General features: G+C 51.1%; 7 protein-coding genes. 5 read left to right on the top strand and 2 right to left on the bottom strand.

Features of this window, described 5'->3' with window-relative positions; translation table 11 throughout:
• Positions 1-140 precede the first annotated feature (140 nt).
• From JIE71_RS06375 to JIE71_RS06360, 4 genes are all read left to right on the top strand, one after another.
• Positions 141-2012: an IucA/IucC family protein gene (locus tag JIE71_RS06375; protein WP_199507905.1), complete on the top strand. Its 1872-nt coding sequence runs from the start codon at positions 141-143 to the stop codon at positions 2010-2012.
• Positions 2006-4141 carry an IucA/IucC family protein gene (locus JIE71_RS06370; RefSeq protein ID WP_199507904.1) on the top strand — a complete coding sequence of 712 codons (2136 nt, stop codon included), beginning with the start codon at positions 2006-2008 and terminating at the stop codon, positions 4139-4141. Before JIE71_RS06375 ends, JIE71_RS06370 begins: the two co-directional genes overlap by 7 nt.
• Complete coding sequence (locus JIE71_RS06365) at positions 4098-4784, top strand: RraA family protein (RefSeq protein WP_199507903.1); 687 nt, start codon at positions 4098-4100, stop codon at positions 4782-4784. Before JIE71_RS06370 ends, JIE71_RS06365 begins: the two co-directional genes overlap by 44 nt.
• 351 nt (positions 4785-5135) lie before the next feature.
• On the top strand, positions 5136-7496 hold the full coding sequence (locus tag JIE71_RS06360) for a TonB-dependent receptor (RefSeq protein ID WP_199507902.1): 2361 nt from the start codon (positions 5136-5138) through the stop codon (positions 7494-7496).
• Between the two features lie 106 nt (positions 7497-7602).
• On the opposite strand, the gene JIE71_RS06355 is transcribed toward JIE71_RS06360, so the two are convergent.
• A complete protein-coding gene (locus JIE71_RS06355; RefSeq protein WP_199507901.1) occupies positions 7603-13326 on the bottom strand; it encodes a UvrD-helicase domain-containing protein in 5724 nt (1907 codons plus the stop codon).
• A gap of 120 nt (positions 13327-13446) precedes the next feature.
• The gene (locus tag JIE71_RS06350; RefSeq protein ID WP_228284575.1) at positions 13447-14835 is read right to left on the bottom strand and encodes a PLP-dependent aminotransferase family protein; all 1389 of its coding nucleotides are present in this window, start codon (positions 14833-14835) and stop codon (positions 13447-13449) included.
• Positions 14836-15071: 236 nt separating this feature from the next.
• Here JIE71_RS06350 and JIE71_RS06345 point away from each other — a divergent pair, with 236 nt between their 5' ends.
• Positions 15072-16304, top strand: a complete 1233-nt coding sequence (locus JIE71_RS06345; protein ID WP_199507899.1) for an MFS transporter — start codon at positions 15072-15074, stop codon at positions 16302-16304.
• Positions 16305-16497: the final 193 nt, after the last annotated feature.

The following is a 16497-nucleotide window of genomic DNA, read 5'->3' as shown; positions in this document are numbered from 1 at the left end:
GAAAACACGCCCTAATGGCGCGCTTTTTACCTTTTGCGCCATATTTTTTTAACGTATTAATGTAATTAATTCTCATTATCTTTTATATTTTTAATTGTTTTTCTTAATACCTATTTTTTTAATACCCATAAGGAGCTTTTATGTCCGTATTATCAACCAACAATCAACCAGCGACAGCGCAGGCAATGCAGCCGTGGCAAGCACCGATAAATAAAGGCATCGTGCAGCGCGCCGAGCAGCGGGTGATAAAGCAGTTATTACAAGCCTTATTGTTCGAAGATATCATCAAGTTTACGACCCAAACGGCGGATTCTAATTTTGACAATAATGATGTGCTTGATTTTGTGATACCTACCACCGCAGGCGTCGAATACCGCGCACAAGGTCAGGTACAGCACAGCTTTGGCATCATCCGTTTTAATGATAAGACGGTGCAGCGCCATGCGTCAGATGGCAGTATCCATACCGCGACACTGGAGCAAGTGATTGCCGATATTGTCTTACCGCTGGATGATGCCGCGCTCAAAGACAGCTTTATCAATGAGCTGCGCCATACCTTAATCAATGAAATCCAAGCGCAAACCCTCGCGCTAACGTCGCTGCCGCCAGTTAATGAATTAAGCTACAGCGCGCTTGAAGGGGTATTGATGCATGGGCATCCGTATCACCCATGTTTTAAATCACGCTTGGGTTTTGATGTTGAAGACAATTACGCTTACGCCCCTGAATTTGCCAATCCTATCGAAGTGCTGTGGCTTGCGGTGGACAAGGCGCTGATTGCCAGTAACACGCTGGCAGGGATTGAGGTATCCGAGTGGGTCGCGGATTATGTGGGTGCAAGCGCGCATCAGAAGCTGCAAAAGATATTAAGTGACCGCTTAGAGGACAGTAATAAATCAGCCACCGATTACACGCTAGTGCCTGTGCATCCATGGCAATGGCAACAGACGTTAATTGAGGCGGTGCAGCCGTTATTGATGACTCAGGACGTCATTTATTTGGGCAGCACGGGCGAGACCTACCGCGCCCAGCAGTCGATACGTTCTCTGACTGCCGACACGGATGGCAAGCCGTATCTTAAACTCAGTATGCACTTGGTCAATACCTCAAGCACGCGCATTTTAGCCAAACATACGGTGCTCAACGCCGCGATTATGACCGCGTGGCTTAAGCGCTTGGCGGCAGAAGATGACAGCCGTGACGCCGCGCAGATTGCCTTTTTGGGTGAAAATGTCGGCGTCAGCCTCGACCATGACGTGTTGCGCGCACGCGGCTATCAGCATCCCGCCCTCTATGGTGGCTTGGCAGCGATTTGGCGCGACAATGCGGATGATTATTTAGCAAAAGGGCAGCAAGCGATACCGTTAAATGGCGTCAGCTATGTCCATAGCGATGGGCAGGCGCTGATTGCGCCGTGGCTGGAAGCGCATGGCGTCGCAGCATGGACTGAGGCATTGATTGCCGTCACCGTGCCGCCGATTATGCATCTGTTATTCGGGCATGGACTGGCGCTTGAGTGCCACGCACAAAACATCGTCTTGGTGCATGAGGACGGCTATCCTGTCAAAGTGCTGCTTAAAGACTTGCACGACGGCGTGCGCTATTCGCCCAAGCATTTAACGCGCCAAGACTTGATACCCAAATTTCATCAGCTGCCCGCAGCGCATGCGGCGTTAAACCGTGGCTCCTTTATCGAAACTGACGACACCGACGGCATTCGTGATATGACCGTGGCGTGTCTGTTCTTTGTTGCCTTTGCCGATATTGCTATCTTTTTACAGCGCGAGTATCAGTATGCGGAGACGGACTTTTGGCAGCAGGTGGCGGACTGTATTTTTGATTATCAAGCGCGCCATCCTGAGTTTGCTGAGCAGTTTGCACGCTTTGATGTCTTTGCCCCGCAGACGCGTATTGAGTCGCTTGCCAAGCGCCGTTTGTTTGGCGACAGTGTGTTTCCGATCAAATACATCAACAATCCATTAGCCAACTGCCGAGTACCTGAGTCATGCTAAGTGTGTTATCGAGCGCTGCCACCGAGCAGCAGATTCAAGGCGCGCTACTCGCGCAGCTGGTCGAGTGTCTACTGCTTGAGGGGTGGTTTACGCCTGAGCAGTTACAGACCAGTAGCACTGAGGTTTATGCGCCAAAAATAGCGGGACAATTAGCCAATTTACCCGCCAATGATAAAGGCAATTATAAAAAAAGCTATCAAGACTTTTTTGCAGTAAAAAATACGGTATTGGTCGTTGATTTACCTAATAACGCTCAGCTACTGTTGCTTGTCACGCATGGCTATAGCGCGCCATGGCGACTTGCCGTGCCGTGTTTGCCGCTATATCTATATGCAGAAGAAACCCAAAATCTTCGGCTCGACATCATTGATAACGTGCATGATTTACTAAACTATAGCTTAAGCGCTATGGATGCCGAGCAGCTGAGTATGGCGGGCGTGAGTAAGCTACAGGAGAGCCTCGCCGCGTCCATCGAAGCCGCTAAACAATCCGCGCACGCGCCGCTACATACTGCCGTATATGCGCGCCCGCACGCGTATCAGACCTTGATTGCCGCTGAGGCATGGGCGTCCTTGATGGATCGACCATTTCATCCCTTGGCAAAGGGTAAGCTAGGGCTAGGTGCTGCCGACTATGCGCGCTATATGGCGGAGTTTCACCAGCCGATATTTTTAAACTGGGTCGCGGTGGCACGTAGCCATATCATGTGTGCAGATGCGGTGCAGGGTGGGGCAGACACACCTGCTTATTATTTGCTGAATGAGGATATGCAAGCGCTGCTTATCGCAGAAATGCAGGATAGGGGGCTTCAGACACACATTGCGCTGCCTGTACATCCGTGGCAGCTAAAACACGAGCTGCCCACGCATTACGCCGATGACATGGCAGCAGGGACGGTGGTGGTGCTGAATTTCGCCGCGCTGCCCACCTACGCCAGTGCGTCACTACGCAGTATGCTGCTGAGCGATGTAACCCCGCATAGCATCAAGTTGCCACTTGGCGTATATGCGCTCAACTCCAAGCGCTATCTGCCCGCGCTTAAACTGATTAATGGTGAAAAAAACCAAGCGCTCCTTACGCAGGCCAAAACCAAAGACCGCACCTTAGATGCCCATCTGCATCTGTGGGACGAGCGCCACTGGTGGGGCTACATGCCACCTGAACACACGGCAGACAAAAGCAACATCAACCCCTACTTTTATCAAGAAAAGCCCACACATTTGGGCGCGATGCTGCGTACCTTACCCAAGGCGCTATGCACAGAGAGCATACGTCTGCTACCGATGGCCAGTCTGGGGATGTGTGTGCAGCAAACAGGCGCGTCTTATCATCTGTTTGATGAACTGATAGCGGCTGCCAGTTTTAGTACACGTGCCACCATGATTGACGGCGTCGCCCAGCAGCTTGGTACATCAGCGCATGTTTTTGCTCGCCTTGACCGTGTGCAGCAAGTGGCACTTGGTTATTTTTATAATCTTTGCAATATATTTTTGGGCACGATGCTGCGCTGTCTGCGCTTGGGCTTAGCGCCTGAAATGCACGGACAAAATATCGTGCTCGCAGTCACTGAGCATCAATTTTCAGGGGTGCTGCTGCGTGATCATGACTCGGTGCGTATCCATCTGCCGTGGCTGATGCGTCATGACTTGGATGACCCTGAATATTTAAGCCCGCCCGATTTTAAAAACCGTCTGTACCGTGAGACGCCCGAGGCGCTGATTTTTTATATGCAGTCGCTTGGAATTTTGGTCAATCTACGCGCCGTTATCGAGTCGCTGGCGGGTCATTATCAGCTGCCTGAAAGCTTGCTGTGGCAGACAGCGGCGGCAAGTATTCAGCACGCTATTAGCGTGATTGATTTTGATACGGATCAAGCCAATTTGCTGCATGAGCTATTACTCACCGCGCCGACATATCCGTACAAAACCATGCTACTGCCCGTGATTGAGCGCGGCTCGGACGCGCACGGCAGCATGCCCGCAGGCGAGAGCACGACCGTCAATCCGTTTGTGCAAGCCCTTACTAGCAATAGCATCGCCGAAATGAACCATACAAACGATGATAATAATAACCACAAGGACAGCTATGACTACCAACACCTGCTTGACCGATACAGCCGCGCTGATTGATGCTTATGCAGAGCTCGCCACCTCCAGCATTGGGCATGTGACGCACACAGGCTATCTGCTTGATATTCAGCCGATGGTTCCGTGTGACAAGACCATTGCAGGGCGCGTACTGACCGTGACGCTTACCTCCACCAATACCCGCGTGATACGCCAAGCGCTGATGGATGCTGCACCGCATGATGTCTTATGCATTGATGCGCGGTCGCTTGGGTACGTTGCCTGTTGGGGCGCACTGCGCAGTTGCGCCGCGATTTATGAGCAGCTCTCGGCGGTGATTGTGCTGGGGCAGGTTACTGATTCATTGCAACTTAAGCAGCTCGGCTTGCCTGTGTTTGCAAAAGGCATTAGCGCCATTACCACAAGTACCGCCAAAGGCAATGACGCGCCAGCGGGCATGCTCGGTGCGGCGATTGACTATCAGCCTGCGCCTGATAATGACAGCGTGCGTATCCAGACAGGTGATATCGCGGTGATGGATGCCGATGGCGTGTTTGTATTAGCGCCCGATGCTGCCACCCAGTTACTAGCTGAATGCCAAGACAAGCATCAGCAAGACGATACTAAATTGCAGCTGTTTATGGAAGCGTATCAAAACAATACGCTGACGCAGTTATTGGCAAAACTGCGGCCTGAGATGACCTAAAACTGTGGTGTCATTTTTTATGTGATGACTCCTATTGTTGCATTGATGCCTTGTCTGTAATGAATATGGGCAAGGCTTTTTTATGGCAAATCAACCGCTTAAGACAGGCACCACACGTTTTTATGTTAACAAGGTTAAGAAAAGCGGTGCAGTACCTCTTTAAGAATGAGTGAAAACGACCGCATCGCCGCCAAAGTTTTGTAAATTTATATAGAAATGCTAATTATTATCATTTACAATATCTTTCACAAATGTAAGACACTCTGTAGTATGCGCCTCACATCCGCGGCGTTTTGTTGTTTTTTCTTACGTATTTATGCCTAAATACCTCGCAACCAAAGTGAATTTATAATGAAAAGTCGTCATCCTCTTGCGTTATCCTTATTAACCTTGTGCATCAGTCAGCAGCTGTACGCTGCCCCCAACGATACCGACACGACAGCGGACGACACCGCGACCAATGTCAATGCAGACGCGCCAAGCACCACGCTTGATACCATAACCGTAAAAGCCAATGCTAAAACAGGCACAGCACTGGCACAGAAAATCAGCGAAATGCCTGCTGTCACGCAAGTGATTCGCGAAGCGGATATTCAGGCGCAGGCGACAGGTAACCGCACGGTCGGGGACATCCTAGCCCAGCTCGTGCCCAGCCTTGGCGTGAGCAGCGGCTCGGTCAGTAACTACGGCACGACCTTGCACGGGCGTCCTGTACAGTATTTGCTCAACGGCGTGCCATTATCTGGCTCGCGCAGTCTGTCACGCGAGCTAAACAGTATCGACCCTGAGCAAATTGAGCGCGTCGAAGTGCTCTCAGGCGCGACCAGCATCTATGGCGCGGGGGCAGCAGGCGGTCTGATTAATATCGTGACCAAATCAACGGCAGGCTATGGCTTGACAAGACAGACGCGCCTTGGCATCAACAGCAGCCGCGAGTTTAAATCCGACTCGCTCGGCTATCATGTGGGACAAAGCCTTGGCTACGGCGGCGAGCGCATGTATGGTAATGTCGATGTAGACTACGAAACTACAGGTGGCAAGTTTGACAGTCATGGCGACCGCATCAGCCCTGATGCCAACCAAACCGACAACCAAGACACCGATACTGTCAGCGTCAACGCAAACCTTGGCTTTGATATTAGCGATACCAAGACCATGAATCTTGCGGCGACCTATTATGACAGCGAGCAAGATACCGACTACGGTGTCGACTATGGTGATAACTTGTCTGTACTGCTAAAAGGAACCACACCGTCACTACGTGCTATCGATGGCGCCGATATCGAAAACCAACCCTACAATACCAAAAGCTCGGTCAACCTAAACTATAATGACAGTGACTTTTTGGGTTCTAACCTAAGTCTGACAGGCTATTACCGTGACGAAAAAGCACGCTTTTATCCGTCAGGAAAATCATTTACCAGTCAAGCCAAAGACGTTTGGGTAAATAATGGTTTAACCGATGCAGACACCTTAGGAAAGCTATTGGGTGCATCGGTCGTAGTTACGCAGTCTGAAGCGGATATTGAGGTGATGGGACTGCGCGCCGCTATGCAGACTGAAACCGATGTCATGGGTAAAAATACCTTGTTCAGCTATGGCGTGGACTTTGAACGTGAAGAGAGTGAGCAGACCTATTATGGCCAAGACCTGACTACCTTCCTTGCAAGTAATGGCTTGACTTCAACAAGTAATGGTCTGAGCTATAACGGCGGACCAAAAACCACCATCGATAAATGGGGCGCGTTCGTCAATGCCGATGTGGATATGACCGACAAATGGCACACCAGCGCTGGCGTGCGCTATCAAAACATCAAATCGGATACCGACCGTTTTGTGCCCATTTATGAGCAGCTATTGGCGGATTATTTTGCGACCAATGGCATCAGTGATATTGCTGACGCTTACGGTATTGATTACGAAGCAGGCGCGGTTGAGGCGGGTAGCAGTAAGCACGACAAAGTGCTGTTTAACCTTGGTACCAGCTATCAGTTGACCGATGACGACCAAGTCTTTGCTAACTTCTCGCAAGGCTTTACCACGGCTGACGTGCAGCGCGCTTTACGTGACGTGCGTGCTGGATTTGTGGTCAACTCAGACAATATTCAGCCCATTTCTATCAATAACTATGAGCTGGGCTGGACAGGTAAGCGCGGTGATACCAGCGCAAAGGTTAGCGGTTTTTATAACGACTCGGACAAAACCGTGCGCTTTACCAACGACTATACCGTCGAAGTCGTCGATACGGACGAACGTATTTACGGCGCTGAAGCCTCGCTCACGCATGATTTGAACAAAGACTGGCAGTTTGGCGGCAGCCTTGCCTATACCCGCGGGCAATACAAAAAAGACGGCGACTGGCTAGAGCTGGATGCAGTACGCCTGACGCCACTCAAAGGTACGGCATACGCGCAGTATAACTTTAGCGAAGGCAGCAATATTCGCTTGCAAGCGCTGGCAGTCGGCGGTAGTGACAAGGCTTATAAAGACCAACAGAACGACCCAGACGCGAGCGCGCAGCCATTAACAGGCTATGCGACCTTTGATGTGCTTGGGCAAGTCAAATTACCTGTCGGACGTATGGGCTACGGCGTGTATAACATCTTAAACAAAGACTATCAGACCGTGTATCATCAAACGACCTTTGGCGATTTAAACCGTTTGCCTGCGACAGGTACGACGTATGGTTTGAGCTATACCGTGGATTACTAATCGTTTTTATGTAATGGCTTTTATTTAAAAAAAGTCTACCCAGCATAAGAAAACCCCGCGTAACGCTGATGTTAGGCGGGGTTTTTGGTTTATTTTGAGGATTTGTTTATGCGCAAGGCACGCTAAATTGTACATAAGGAATGATTAAATAATGGCTGGTCTGGTTACCATGATAGCCTGCGCGTTGATACCACTCTAAATCGCTTTGATAATATAAAGTGGTGGTAAAGCCAGTCATGTTCAGAGATGTCTTGCCTGCCTTATTTTGGCAATAAGTTTTGGCAAATGCCCCTGAAAACTGCGTAATCAGCTGCCCTTTATTTGAATAAAAGCCGTTAGGTTTTCGCTGCGTTTGATAATCACAGACCGTGAATAAGCCTGTGATATGTAAACGGTCTTCTGACCAACCGTTATGACAGAATGTATCTTTGATAAAGGCGCGTCCTGTATCAGAAACCAAATCCTTTGGCGTCAGTCTGATTTCATCGAGCGCCAAAAATCGATGAAAGCTTAAGCGTGCAGGCGGTGATATATGAGCAATGGCAATAGGCTCGGCATGACTGCTGGCAATGGTTGCTAACACTGGATGATGATAGTTTTGATGCAATAATAGGGTCAGCGTTTGCTTGGCACGCGTTAGGGCGACGTATAGCGGGCGCTCAGGGCTGTCACTGTGATGGTTACTATGACGGTCACTATGACTGCGCGCTTCATTCACCACATAGACGTGGTCAAATTCCATCCCCTTAGCGCTATGATAGGTAATCAGCACCACGGACACCTCATCGCTATAGACGCACGCTTCTAACTGCTGGAGCAAGGCTTCATAGGTGATGTCGCGCAGACCTGTCGTGCGGCGCAAGATCGCTGTCCATGCTCTGTCTAGATGGTTGCACCGATTGTCTCGCCGCCAATTTTCCAAAAAGTCGTACACGCTGCCCTCAATCATGGTTAAGCGCTCATGATTCAGGTGGGCGTATAGCTGTTGGGCAATCAGGCTGTTTAATGGCGTCAGCTGGTCATCTTCATCATAGCGGCGATTGGCGATGTGATGCGCTTCAAGATAATGCTGGAGCGCATCAAAATGCGACCACGTCGGCGCAAGTACGGCAATGGTTTCTGTTTTATGCTTAGCTGTGGCGGCGTGTAATCGCTGCTTGATGTCATCAGCGACCCATGCTGCCATGTCGATGCCGCGCACCTGCTGGTAATAGCCGTAGCGAATCGGTTGATTGGTAAAAGGGGCGGTCGCCTGTATCTGATGCGTGTCTTGTTTTAAGCGCTCGGCAGCGGGCAGGGCAGCACGGATAAAGGCATTGGCAAAATCGACAATGTTGTTTGCGCTGCGATAGTTTTTTAATAAGTAATATTCTTGCTGCTCGCTCAGATGGTATTGCTTGGCAAATTTTTGAATGTATTCGATGCTGGCGCCGCGAAAGGCGTAGAGATTTTGGTCATCGTCACCGACCACCATCAGATAGCCTTGCTGCTCATAGATATCGGCAGGCTTATGGTCTTTGTTTGGTTGCTGGTTTTTATGATCAAAGCCAGCAGGCAGCAGCGGATTATCCGTAAGATACTCTGCCGCATCGTTGCCAATCTCTGAGCCCGCTTCCGTGCTATCAGCGTCGTCCTCTTGCAATTGCAAATCTGCGAGCAGACCAATCATTTTATATTGCGCAGCATCAATATCCTGAAACTCATCGACCATGATGTATTGAAAGTGCTGCGGGCGCTCTTGTAAGTGACGGATGGCTTCTTCTATCAGCCATTGATAGCCTGCGTTGTCTTTGGTTTGAGTGGTATTTTTTGTTTTTAAGTGTGAAAAGCGCCGTAACACATCACTCATATCGGCATCAGGCATGTCTTTTTCGCTTAGCCCTGTGATGTGCCGCGCCAGACCATGAAACGTCTGAATGGTCACGTGCGCCGCGTGACTGCCAATCAACGCGTACAAGCGCCGCCGCAGCTCGGCAACGGCCAAGCGGTTGTATGCCAAAATCAGTACCTTTTCAGGTTTGATTTCCTCAATCATCAATAAGTACGCCACCCGATGCACGACGACGGTGGTCTTTCCAGAGCCAGGTCCTGCCAGCACCATAGAAGCGCGGCTGGTGTCTTTGACAATCTGCCGCTGGGTGTCGTTAAAATACGCGGGCAGTATCTCTTTTTGATAATTTTTAATATAAGGCTTGCTGGCATCGACGTCATCAGCGATATAGGTCTGAATCACTGTATCAATCGGCTGAGTAAAGTAATCTTCGATAAACTGCTTTTGCACGTGCGGCGCGGCGCCCAGCCACGCGTTGAGTAGGTGGATACGCGCACAGCGGTCTTGATAATGATGTTGTAAATATTGATACGCAGTTTCGCTGTATTTGCTGGTCGGCTTGGGGTGGCGGCTGATAAAGAAAATGGCATCACTTGAGTCATCTAGGCGGCTGAGCTCAATCAGTCCCAGCTTTTGTAGCTGCTCCAGCTCGGTCAGTAGCGTGTCGGGGGTGCGCTCAAGCGTGCTTGCCAGTACATCCAAATCAAAGTCACGCCCAGCGCCGTCTCTTTGGTCGGGCAGCGCGGGCAGCAGATGCTCTTCAAATAACGGCGTGAGCTGCGCAAGCAATCGCTTGGCAAATGCCGTCCAGCTGTGCCAATCGTCTGCTTTGTCCTGCTCAATCTGCCACAGCTTGGTGTCTTTTGAGGAAGAGACAAACACTTGCGTGCTGCTGTGATTGCGTATACTGATGACGCCTAAGGCGCGTAGCATGGGCAGGATATGATTTTTGGTCGAGACGTTGTGCCGATGCTGATGCAGCCAATTGTCCAGCGCTTTGGTGTTTAGCTGCACAGCGCCTTGATCAAACATGGTGGCGCTATGCAGCGCATCAATGCTGCTCTCTAGGCAAGCCTCTAGCGCCTCGATGACCCGTCCGAGGCGATTAAATTCACCTTTTAGATAGCGATGCGTGTATTTGATGCGTACGCGTACCACCGCATGCCACTGGGCGTGCCCTTGATTGACCAACATCCGCAGCTGCTGCAACAAAGTCTTGACTGAATAGCCGAGCGACAAGGCAAGCTCAGGCAAATGATAGCGCGTCAGTCCTTTGTCATTGGTATCTTGCCAGTCAGGTGTGTCGGTGGTCAGCGTGTCGTCTGCGAGCTGTTGTAACTCGGCATACAGCTTTGCCATCGAGGTATGGCTACTGGCGGGCGGGATGTCGGACAGCTTGATACTGACCCACGCAGGCTGCTGGTCTTGCTCTTGTAGTAGTCCATAGCGTTCAAGCGCGAGTAGAGCAACGCGCACTTGGGTCGTCAGCTGCTCAGCATTGTCATCGGTGACGAGTATGGAGGACAAATTGCTGCTGGCAAACCAGCGGTCTTGGGCAGGTTTTTTGAGCGTTGGGCGGATAGTCGTCCAGCATTCGCGTAGGGTGCGCGTGTTTGGAATGCGTGAATTGCGCTCTTGGCGAAACAGCTGGTCAATATCCTGCGTGGACCACAGCATATACGCTTCGCCCGTCTCATAGTCTTTACGCGCTGCCCGTCCAATCTCTTGGATATAGGATTCTAAATTGTTCGGCGGACCGCTGTGGACAACAGTGTGGATGCCCTCTTTATCAATCCCCATACCAAAGGCATTGGTACAGACCACCACGTCTAGCTCATGATTTTTAAACTTATCGAGCAGATTCTTTTTTTGTGCATCGTCCAATTTAGAATGATAAGCCGCCGCGATGAGTCCTTGTTTGGCAAAGTCGTCCGCGTATTCCTCGCAGCCCTTACGACTACGCAGATAGACAATCGCCACGCCGCGCTCAGGGTGCTTAGGATAGGTGTCTGCATACCATACCTTACGCGCTTTAATGATTTGATAAATCATGGCCTTTCTGTCGCTGGTATTGACCTCATGAAAGTGCGCGGTGATGTCCTCGCGCCAGATTTTCATGTGCGCAAGGGGCGTGCCATATTGTACCAAGGCTTTGTTGCCCGTTAAGGCGCTGAGCTTGTGCACCAGCTCATCTTCGAGATCGTCTTTGACGCGGGCAGAGGCGGTGGCGGTGACCAAGCCAATGGTAGGCGGTACAAAGTGCGGGGCATCAGTATTGCCATCTTTGGCTTCATCAAATGTGCTTAACAAATCAGGCTGCGCCGCGCTGGCAGTATTGCGCTCAATTTGCGCGTGCAAGTGCGCTTGTACGTCACTGCTATAGCAAGCGATGATATGGTCAGCGATACGCAAAAAGTCAGGGCGAAAATCGGTGCCCCACTGACTCAAGGTATGCGCCTCATCGAGTACCCAAAAGGCAGGCGGGCGGTTTTTTAGCAGCTGGCGCACGCTGTGTGTGCGTAGCCGCTCAGGACTGAGATACAAAATATCAATTATCCCTTGCCACACGCCATCGAGCACCTCTTTTTGTGCGCCCGCCGATTGCCCTGAGGTTAAATAGGCGATGCGCCCTTCATAATCGGGCAAGGCAGTGCGTAGGTTAATGACTTGGTCTTCAATCAAGGCTTTTAAGGGCGCGATGACCACTGTCAGCTGTCGTTGATAGCGGCTCAGTATTAAGGCAGGCAGCTGAAAGGTTAGGCTTTTGCCGCCACCTGTCGGTAAAATGCCCAGCGGAATGTCCTGATTGTTCAAGACCGCTTTTACGATAGACATTTGCCCTTCGCGCAGTGCCTCAAAGCCAAAAAAATGCTGGCATTGCTGATTGATCCACGCCTCATCAGGGCGGTGCAAATGCCATAACGCCTGCTCGGCTTTGGCAAAGTTGTTGCGGTGCTCAGGATGCTTGGTGAGCCAAACAGGGCGGCGGGCCTGCGGCTTGTCAAAATAGCGCAGCCAATGCACAAAGGTGGCAATACCCAAATGCCGCCAAAGAGCGTAAGCATAGGAGTCAGACGCAGCGGCGCTTAAAGTGTGCGAAGTCATAACCCCATTGAGCAGCGCCTTTAATGCCTGATGATCACCACTCGGCAGCGCTGCCAATACACTGTCAATATCAAAAATATTATCTTTATCAATATCAAAGTGCGCCTGCGTATCAAGCGCACCCAATGCGGACAACTGCGGCAACAGCTTATGCAACAAAATCTGTAAGTGGGCGGGCAAGACCTGCCATACTTGCGTACACAGCGTAAACACACAGCGGCTCTCGACACAGTCGGCAACAGGATGATTGTAATCGACATCAGCTTTGTACAGTTTGCTCAGTGCATGCGTGGGCTGGTGCGGCAGCAGCAAGCAGCTGAGCAGCAGCGTGTCCCACGTTTTGGCTTGCCAGCGCTGGAGAGTTTTTGAGTTGGCTACTTTAATGGACAGCGCGTGGTCATGCACCGCCAGTGCCGCTTGCAGCAATTGACACAAGCGCGGCAAATCAAACTCCAGCAGATGATGCCCGCCCAATGTCGGCGCTTGGACAATCAGCTGGGCGATGGTCGCTGCGTGCTGGTCAAAGCGTACAGCATCAAAGTGCCAATAATGGTTTCCGATTAATAGCGCGCCATCAATCAGCGCCTCGGTTTGTGGATTGATTTCTAAATCCAGCCATAGCGTTTGCGGTGGTAGTGTCAGTAGCTGCGCGGGGTCTTGCACAGCGGTGAGCGCTTGTATTTGTATAGGGACTTCTTGTTGTATAAATTCAGGCAGGCTACGCACGCGAGAAGTGTTTGTGTTATCAGTCGCGTGCGCGTTATACGATTCTGTGTACGGATTGTCTGTTGACGTATCTCTAGGCGCATCGGACACTTTGGTTGATATATTCGCTGCTGTGCTTGGCGCGGCAGGGCGAGTAAATTCAGGCAAATCAGGCATAGAGAACGACATAGACAATCGCGGCTTCACTTATATGAACGTCAAAAGCACAGTATAGCGTATCAGGTGTCATGAAATATAGGTTTAGCAGACATTTGTCTTTATAAAATACTTTGAATACAAAGCCCTTATTTACGATTTGTTTTGCTCTTCCATCACCGCCTCTAACACGTCAAACAACCGCGCATCCACGCACTGCGCCACATTAAAGCGCATAAAACGGTGAGCATCCGTCGATTGACTAAACACATTGCCTGGCGCGAGTACCACGCCCTTTGCCATACAGTCTCTTGCTAACTTTGCTGCGTCCACGCCGTCTGGCAATTGACACCACAAAAACAGCCCCGCGTTGGGCACAAGCCACGGCGTAATACCAAGTTTAGCCAGTTGGGCAAGGGCATACGTCCGCGCGCGTGCCAGCCGTGTGTGCAGCATACTCATGTGCTTGCGGTAGCCTGTGTCCATCAGCGCGTGCATGACCACATGCGCTGCCAAATGCGCGCCGCCAAAGCCTGTCGCCATTTTTAAATCCAGCAAATCTTCTAATAGCTCACTGGGCGCAGCGATATACCCACAGCGCAAGGATGCAGAAATGGTCTTAGAAAAGCTGCCCATATAAAACACCCGTGATAGACCATCGAGCGCTGCCAAACGCGGGGCAGGCGTGACCTCAAAATCTGCAAAGATATCGTCTTCGATAATATACATGTCCGCTTGCTGCGCCAGTTGCAGCACTTGATAGGCGGTGCTTGGGGTCAAAATTGCGCCCGTCGGGTTATGAATCGCGGCATTGGTGATGTATAGGCGCGGCTGATGCGTATCTACCATCGCGGCAAAGGCAGCGGTGTCCACGCCTTGCGGGGTATACGGCACGCCAATTACTTTGACGCGATGCGCGCGCAATAAGGCATAAAAATTAAAATAACAGGGGTCATCGACCAATACGGTATCGCCAGCGCGCAAGATAAAACGACACAATAAATCCAGCGCTTGCGTGCCTGATTCAGTAAGCATAATTTGTGCAGGATTTGCCTCAATGCCCAGACCATGCATTCGCCGTGCGAGCAGTTGACGTAAGGCAGGCAAGCCAAGCGGCGTGGCGTAATCGCTCAAAATATCATCTTCGGCCTTGGCTATGGTGCGCATCCCTCGGCGCACCCCCTCAAGATACAACCAATCGGCAGGCAGCCAACCGCAGCCAGGGCGCAAGGTATGCTGCTGCGTCTCCAGCGACTGCCGCGCCACCCACAAGGGGTCAATCTCGCGCTCAATATCAGGCGCAATCTCCGCAAGCGACAACGGAACGGTACGCTGTGCCACATAAAATCCCGCGCCCGCCCGCGCATAGAGGATTCCTGAGCTGACCAGCCGTTCATACGCCTCGACCACCGTCGAGGGCGAGCAGTCGTACAGCGCCGCCGCTTTACGCACCGAAGGCAGGCGCGTGCCTGCGGTATAGGTCACGGTGGCGATTTTGGTTTTGATGTCTTGGATAATGGCGTCGATGCGGGTCAAGGGCAGCTCCAAAAATGATAAAGAGAAAGCTAGTAAAAAGAAAAGGGCAAAAAATCAGCGCAATAAGAGAAAAAGTTAACAGGGCCAATTAAGCAAAATTGTATGGGTTGCACTTAGCAAACAGTTTGCCTGAATTGTATGGGACTGTATATAGCGGATGGTCAGCGTATTTGCTGTAATGACGGACAGGTCTTGCTTTTCTTAACCTAATTCTTAACTTTTTTGATTGCTAAGGCGCTGTTATGTTATCGACTTCATTTGCCAAAACCTCTAAAAGTACCAGCGCCGCGCCTGCTTCTTTAGCACTCGCGCTCGGCATGATTACCATTAGCGTCAATGTGCATAACCCGCTATACGCGCTCTATGCGAGCAATGATGGCTATGGCGTGCTGGCGACGACGATTGCTTTTTCGTGCTATGTGCTTGGGGTGATTCCTGTACTGCTGGCGCTGGGCGGGCTGTCCGATAGGCTGGGGCGGCGCACCGTGATGCTGGTGGCGCTGATACTGTCCACCATCGCCACGGTGATTATGTTGTTTTATCCCTATATCCGCGCACTGGCGGTGGCGCGGCTGCTGCTCGGTATTGGCACGGCGTTGATGTCGTGTACCGCCACGGTGTATATGGTTGAGCTGTTTGGGCAACGGGCGCAGACGCAGGCGACCGCGTGGGTGACGGCGAGCACCAGTGTGGGCTTTGGTTTGGGTCCGATGCTGACTACGCTTTGTTTGCTTATTTATCCGACAGATGCGCCCGCCAGCTTTTTTGCGCTGCTGGGCGGATTGCTATTGTCCATCATTTTGGTGCTGCGTTTGCCTGAGACAGCAAAACGAAACACGGCGAAGTCAACGAAAGGTGACGCCGCCACGCCCATGCTGCGTTTGCCCTATTTTAATAAAATCACCGTATGGTACGGCTGCGGGATTTTGCTGTGCTGGTCAACGACGGGCTTGGTATTGTCGGTGATACCGTCGGTACTCAACACGCACGGACTGGCAGAATACGCAGGCTTTGCCTCCATGCTGGCGATTAGTTGCGGCTTGCTGTTTCAACCTTTGGCGCGGCGCTTATCACCGATGACGGCGAGCACATTGGGCTTAAGTATTTTATTACCCGCTTATGCGCTCTTAGCATGGGGCGCGCTGTCAGGACAGTTTGTCGCGGTGATGGTCGCAGCACTGTTGACCAGCAGTTGCGGCTATGGCTTGGTGTATTTGGGCGGCTTGTCAGGGGTGATGGCATCCGCGCCGCATGCACCTGCTCGCGCCAGTGCTGGTTATTTTTTACTCGCGTATATTGGTTTGAGCGTACCTGTCATTATGATGGGCTTGCTGGTCGATAACTTGGGCATGACGCTGGCGTTTGTGGTTTTTGGCGGGTTTTTATTAACAGGTTTGCTGCTGTTATGGGTAACACAAAAGGCAGTCACGCGCGCCGCCGAGCCTGTCACGGTGATGGAAGCGGCGACCAGTTAGCCGAAGTAAAGATGATAGCGGCCTCTAAGTAATTAACAGCTGTTAGCAGGACTAGGGCGTGTCCCTAATTCAAGCGTTTATGACTAAATGGGCTAAAAATGGCTAAATCTTTGGCAAACGGTGTCAAATAGCTGGCCAATATCTTGATATTACCTGCGCTATTTTCCTTGTTTGCCTTTAATTTATCTCATTT

The sequence above is a fragment of the Psychrobacter sp. bablab_jr014 genome (assembly GCF_016464015.1).
Lineage (GTDB): Bacteria > Pseudomonadota > Gammaproteobacteria > Pseudomonadales > Moraxellaceae > Psychrobacter.
Note: the sequence above shows the minus strand (reverse complement) of the source record. Positions and strands in the feature narration are given on the sequence as shown.

Bases quoted from the DNA above. Each gene is read 5' to 3' on its own strand.
- JIE71_RS06375 (WP_199507905.1), top strand. From the start codon at position 141: ATGTCCGTATTATCAACCAACAATCAACCAGCGACAGCGCAGGCAATG.
- JIE71_RS06370 (WP_199507904.1), top strand. From the start codon at position 2,006: ATGCTAAGTGTGTTATCGAGCGCTGCCACCGAGCAGCAGATTCAAGGC.
- JIE71_RS06355 (WP_199507901.1), bottom strand. From the start codon at position 13,326: ATGTCGTTCTCTATGCCTGATTTGCCTGAATTTACTCGCCCTGCCGCG.
- JIE71_RS06360 (WP_199507902.1), top strand. From the start codon at position 5,136: ATGAAAAGTCGTCATCCTCTTGCGTTATCCTTATTAACCTTGTGCATC.
- JIE71_RS06345 (WP_199507899.1), top strand. From the start codon at position 15,072: ATGTTATCGACTTCATTTGCCAAAACCTCTAAAAGTACCAGCGCCGCG.
- JIE71_RS06365 (WP_199507903.1), top strand. From the start codon at position 4,098: ATGACTACCAACACCTGCTTGACCGATACAGCCGCGCTGATTGATGCT.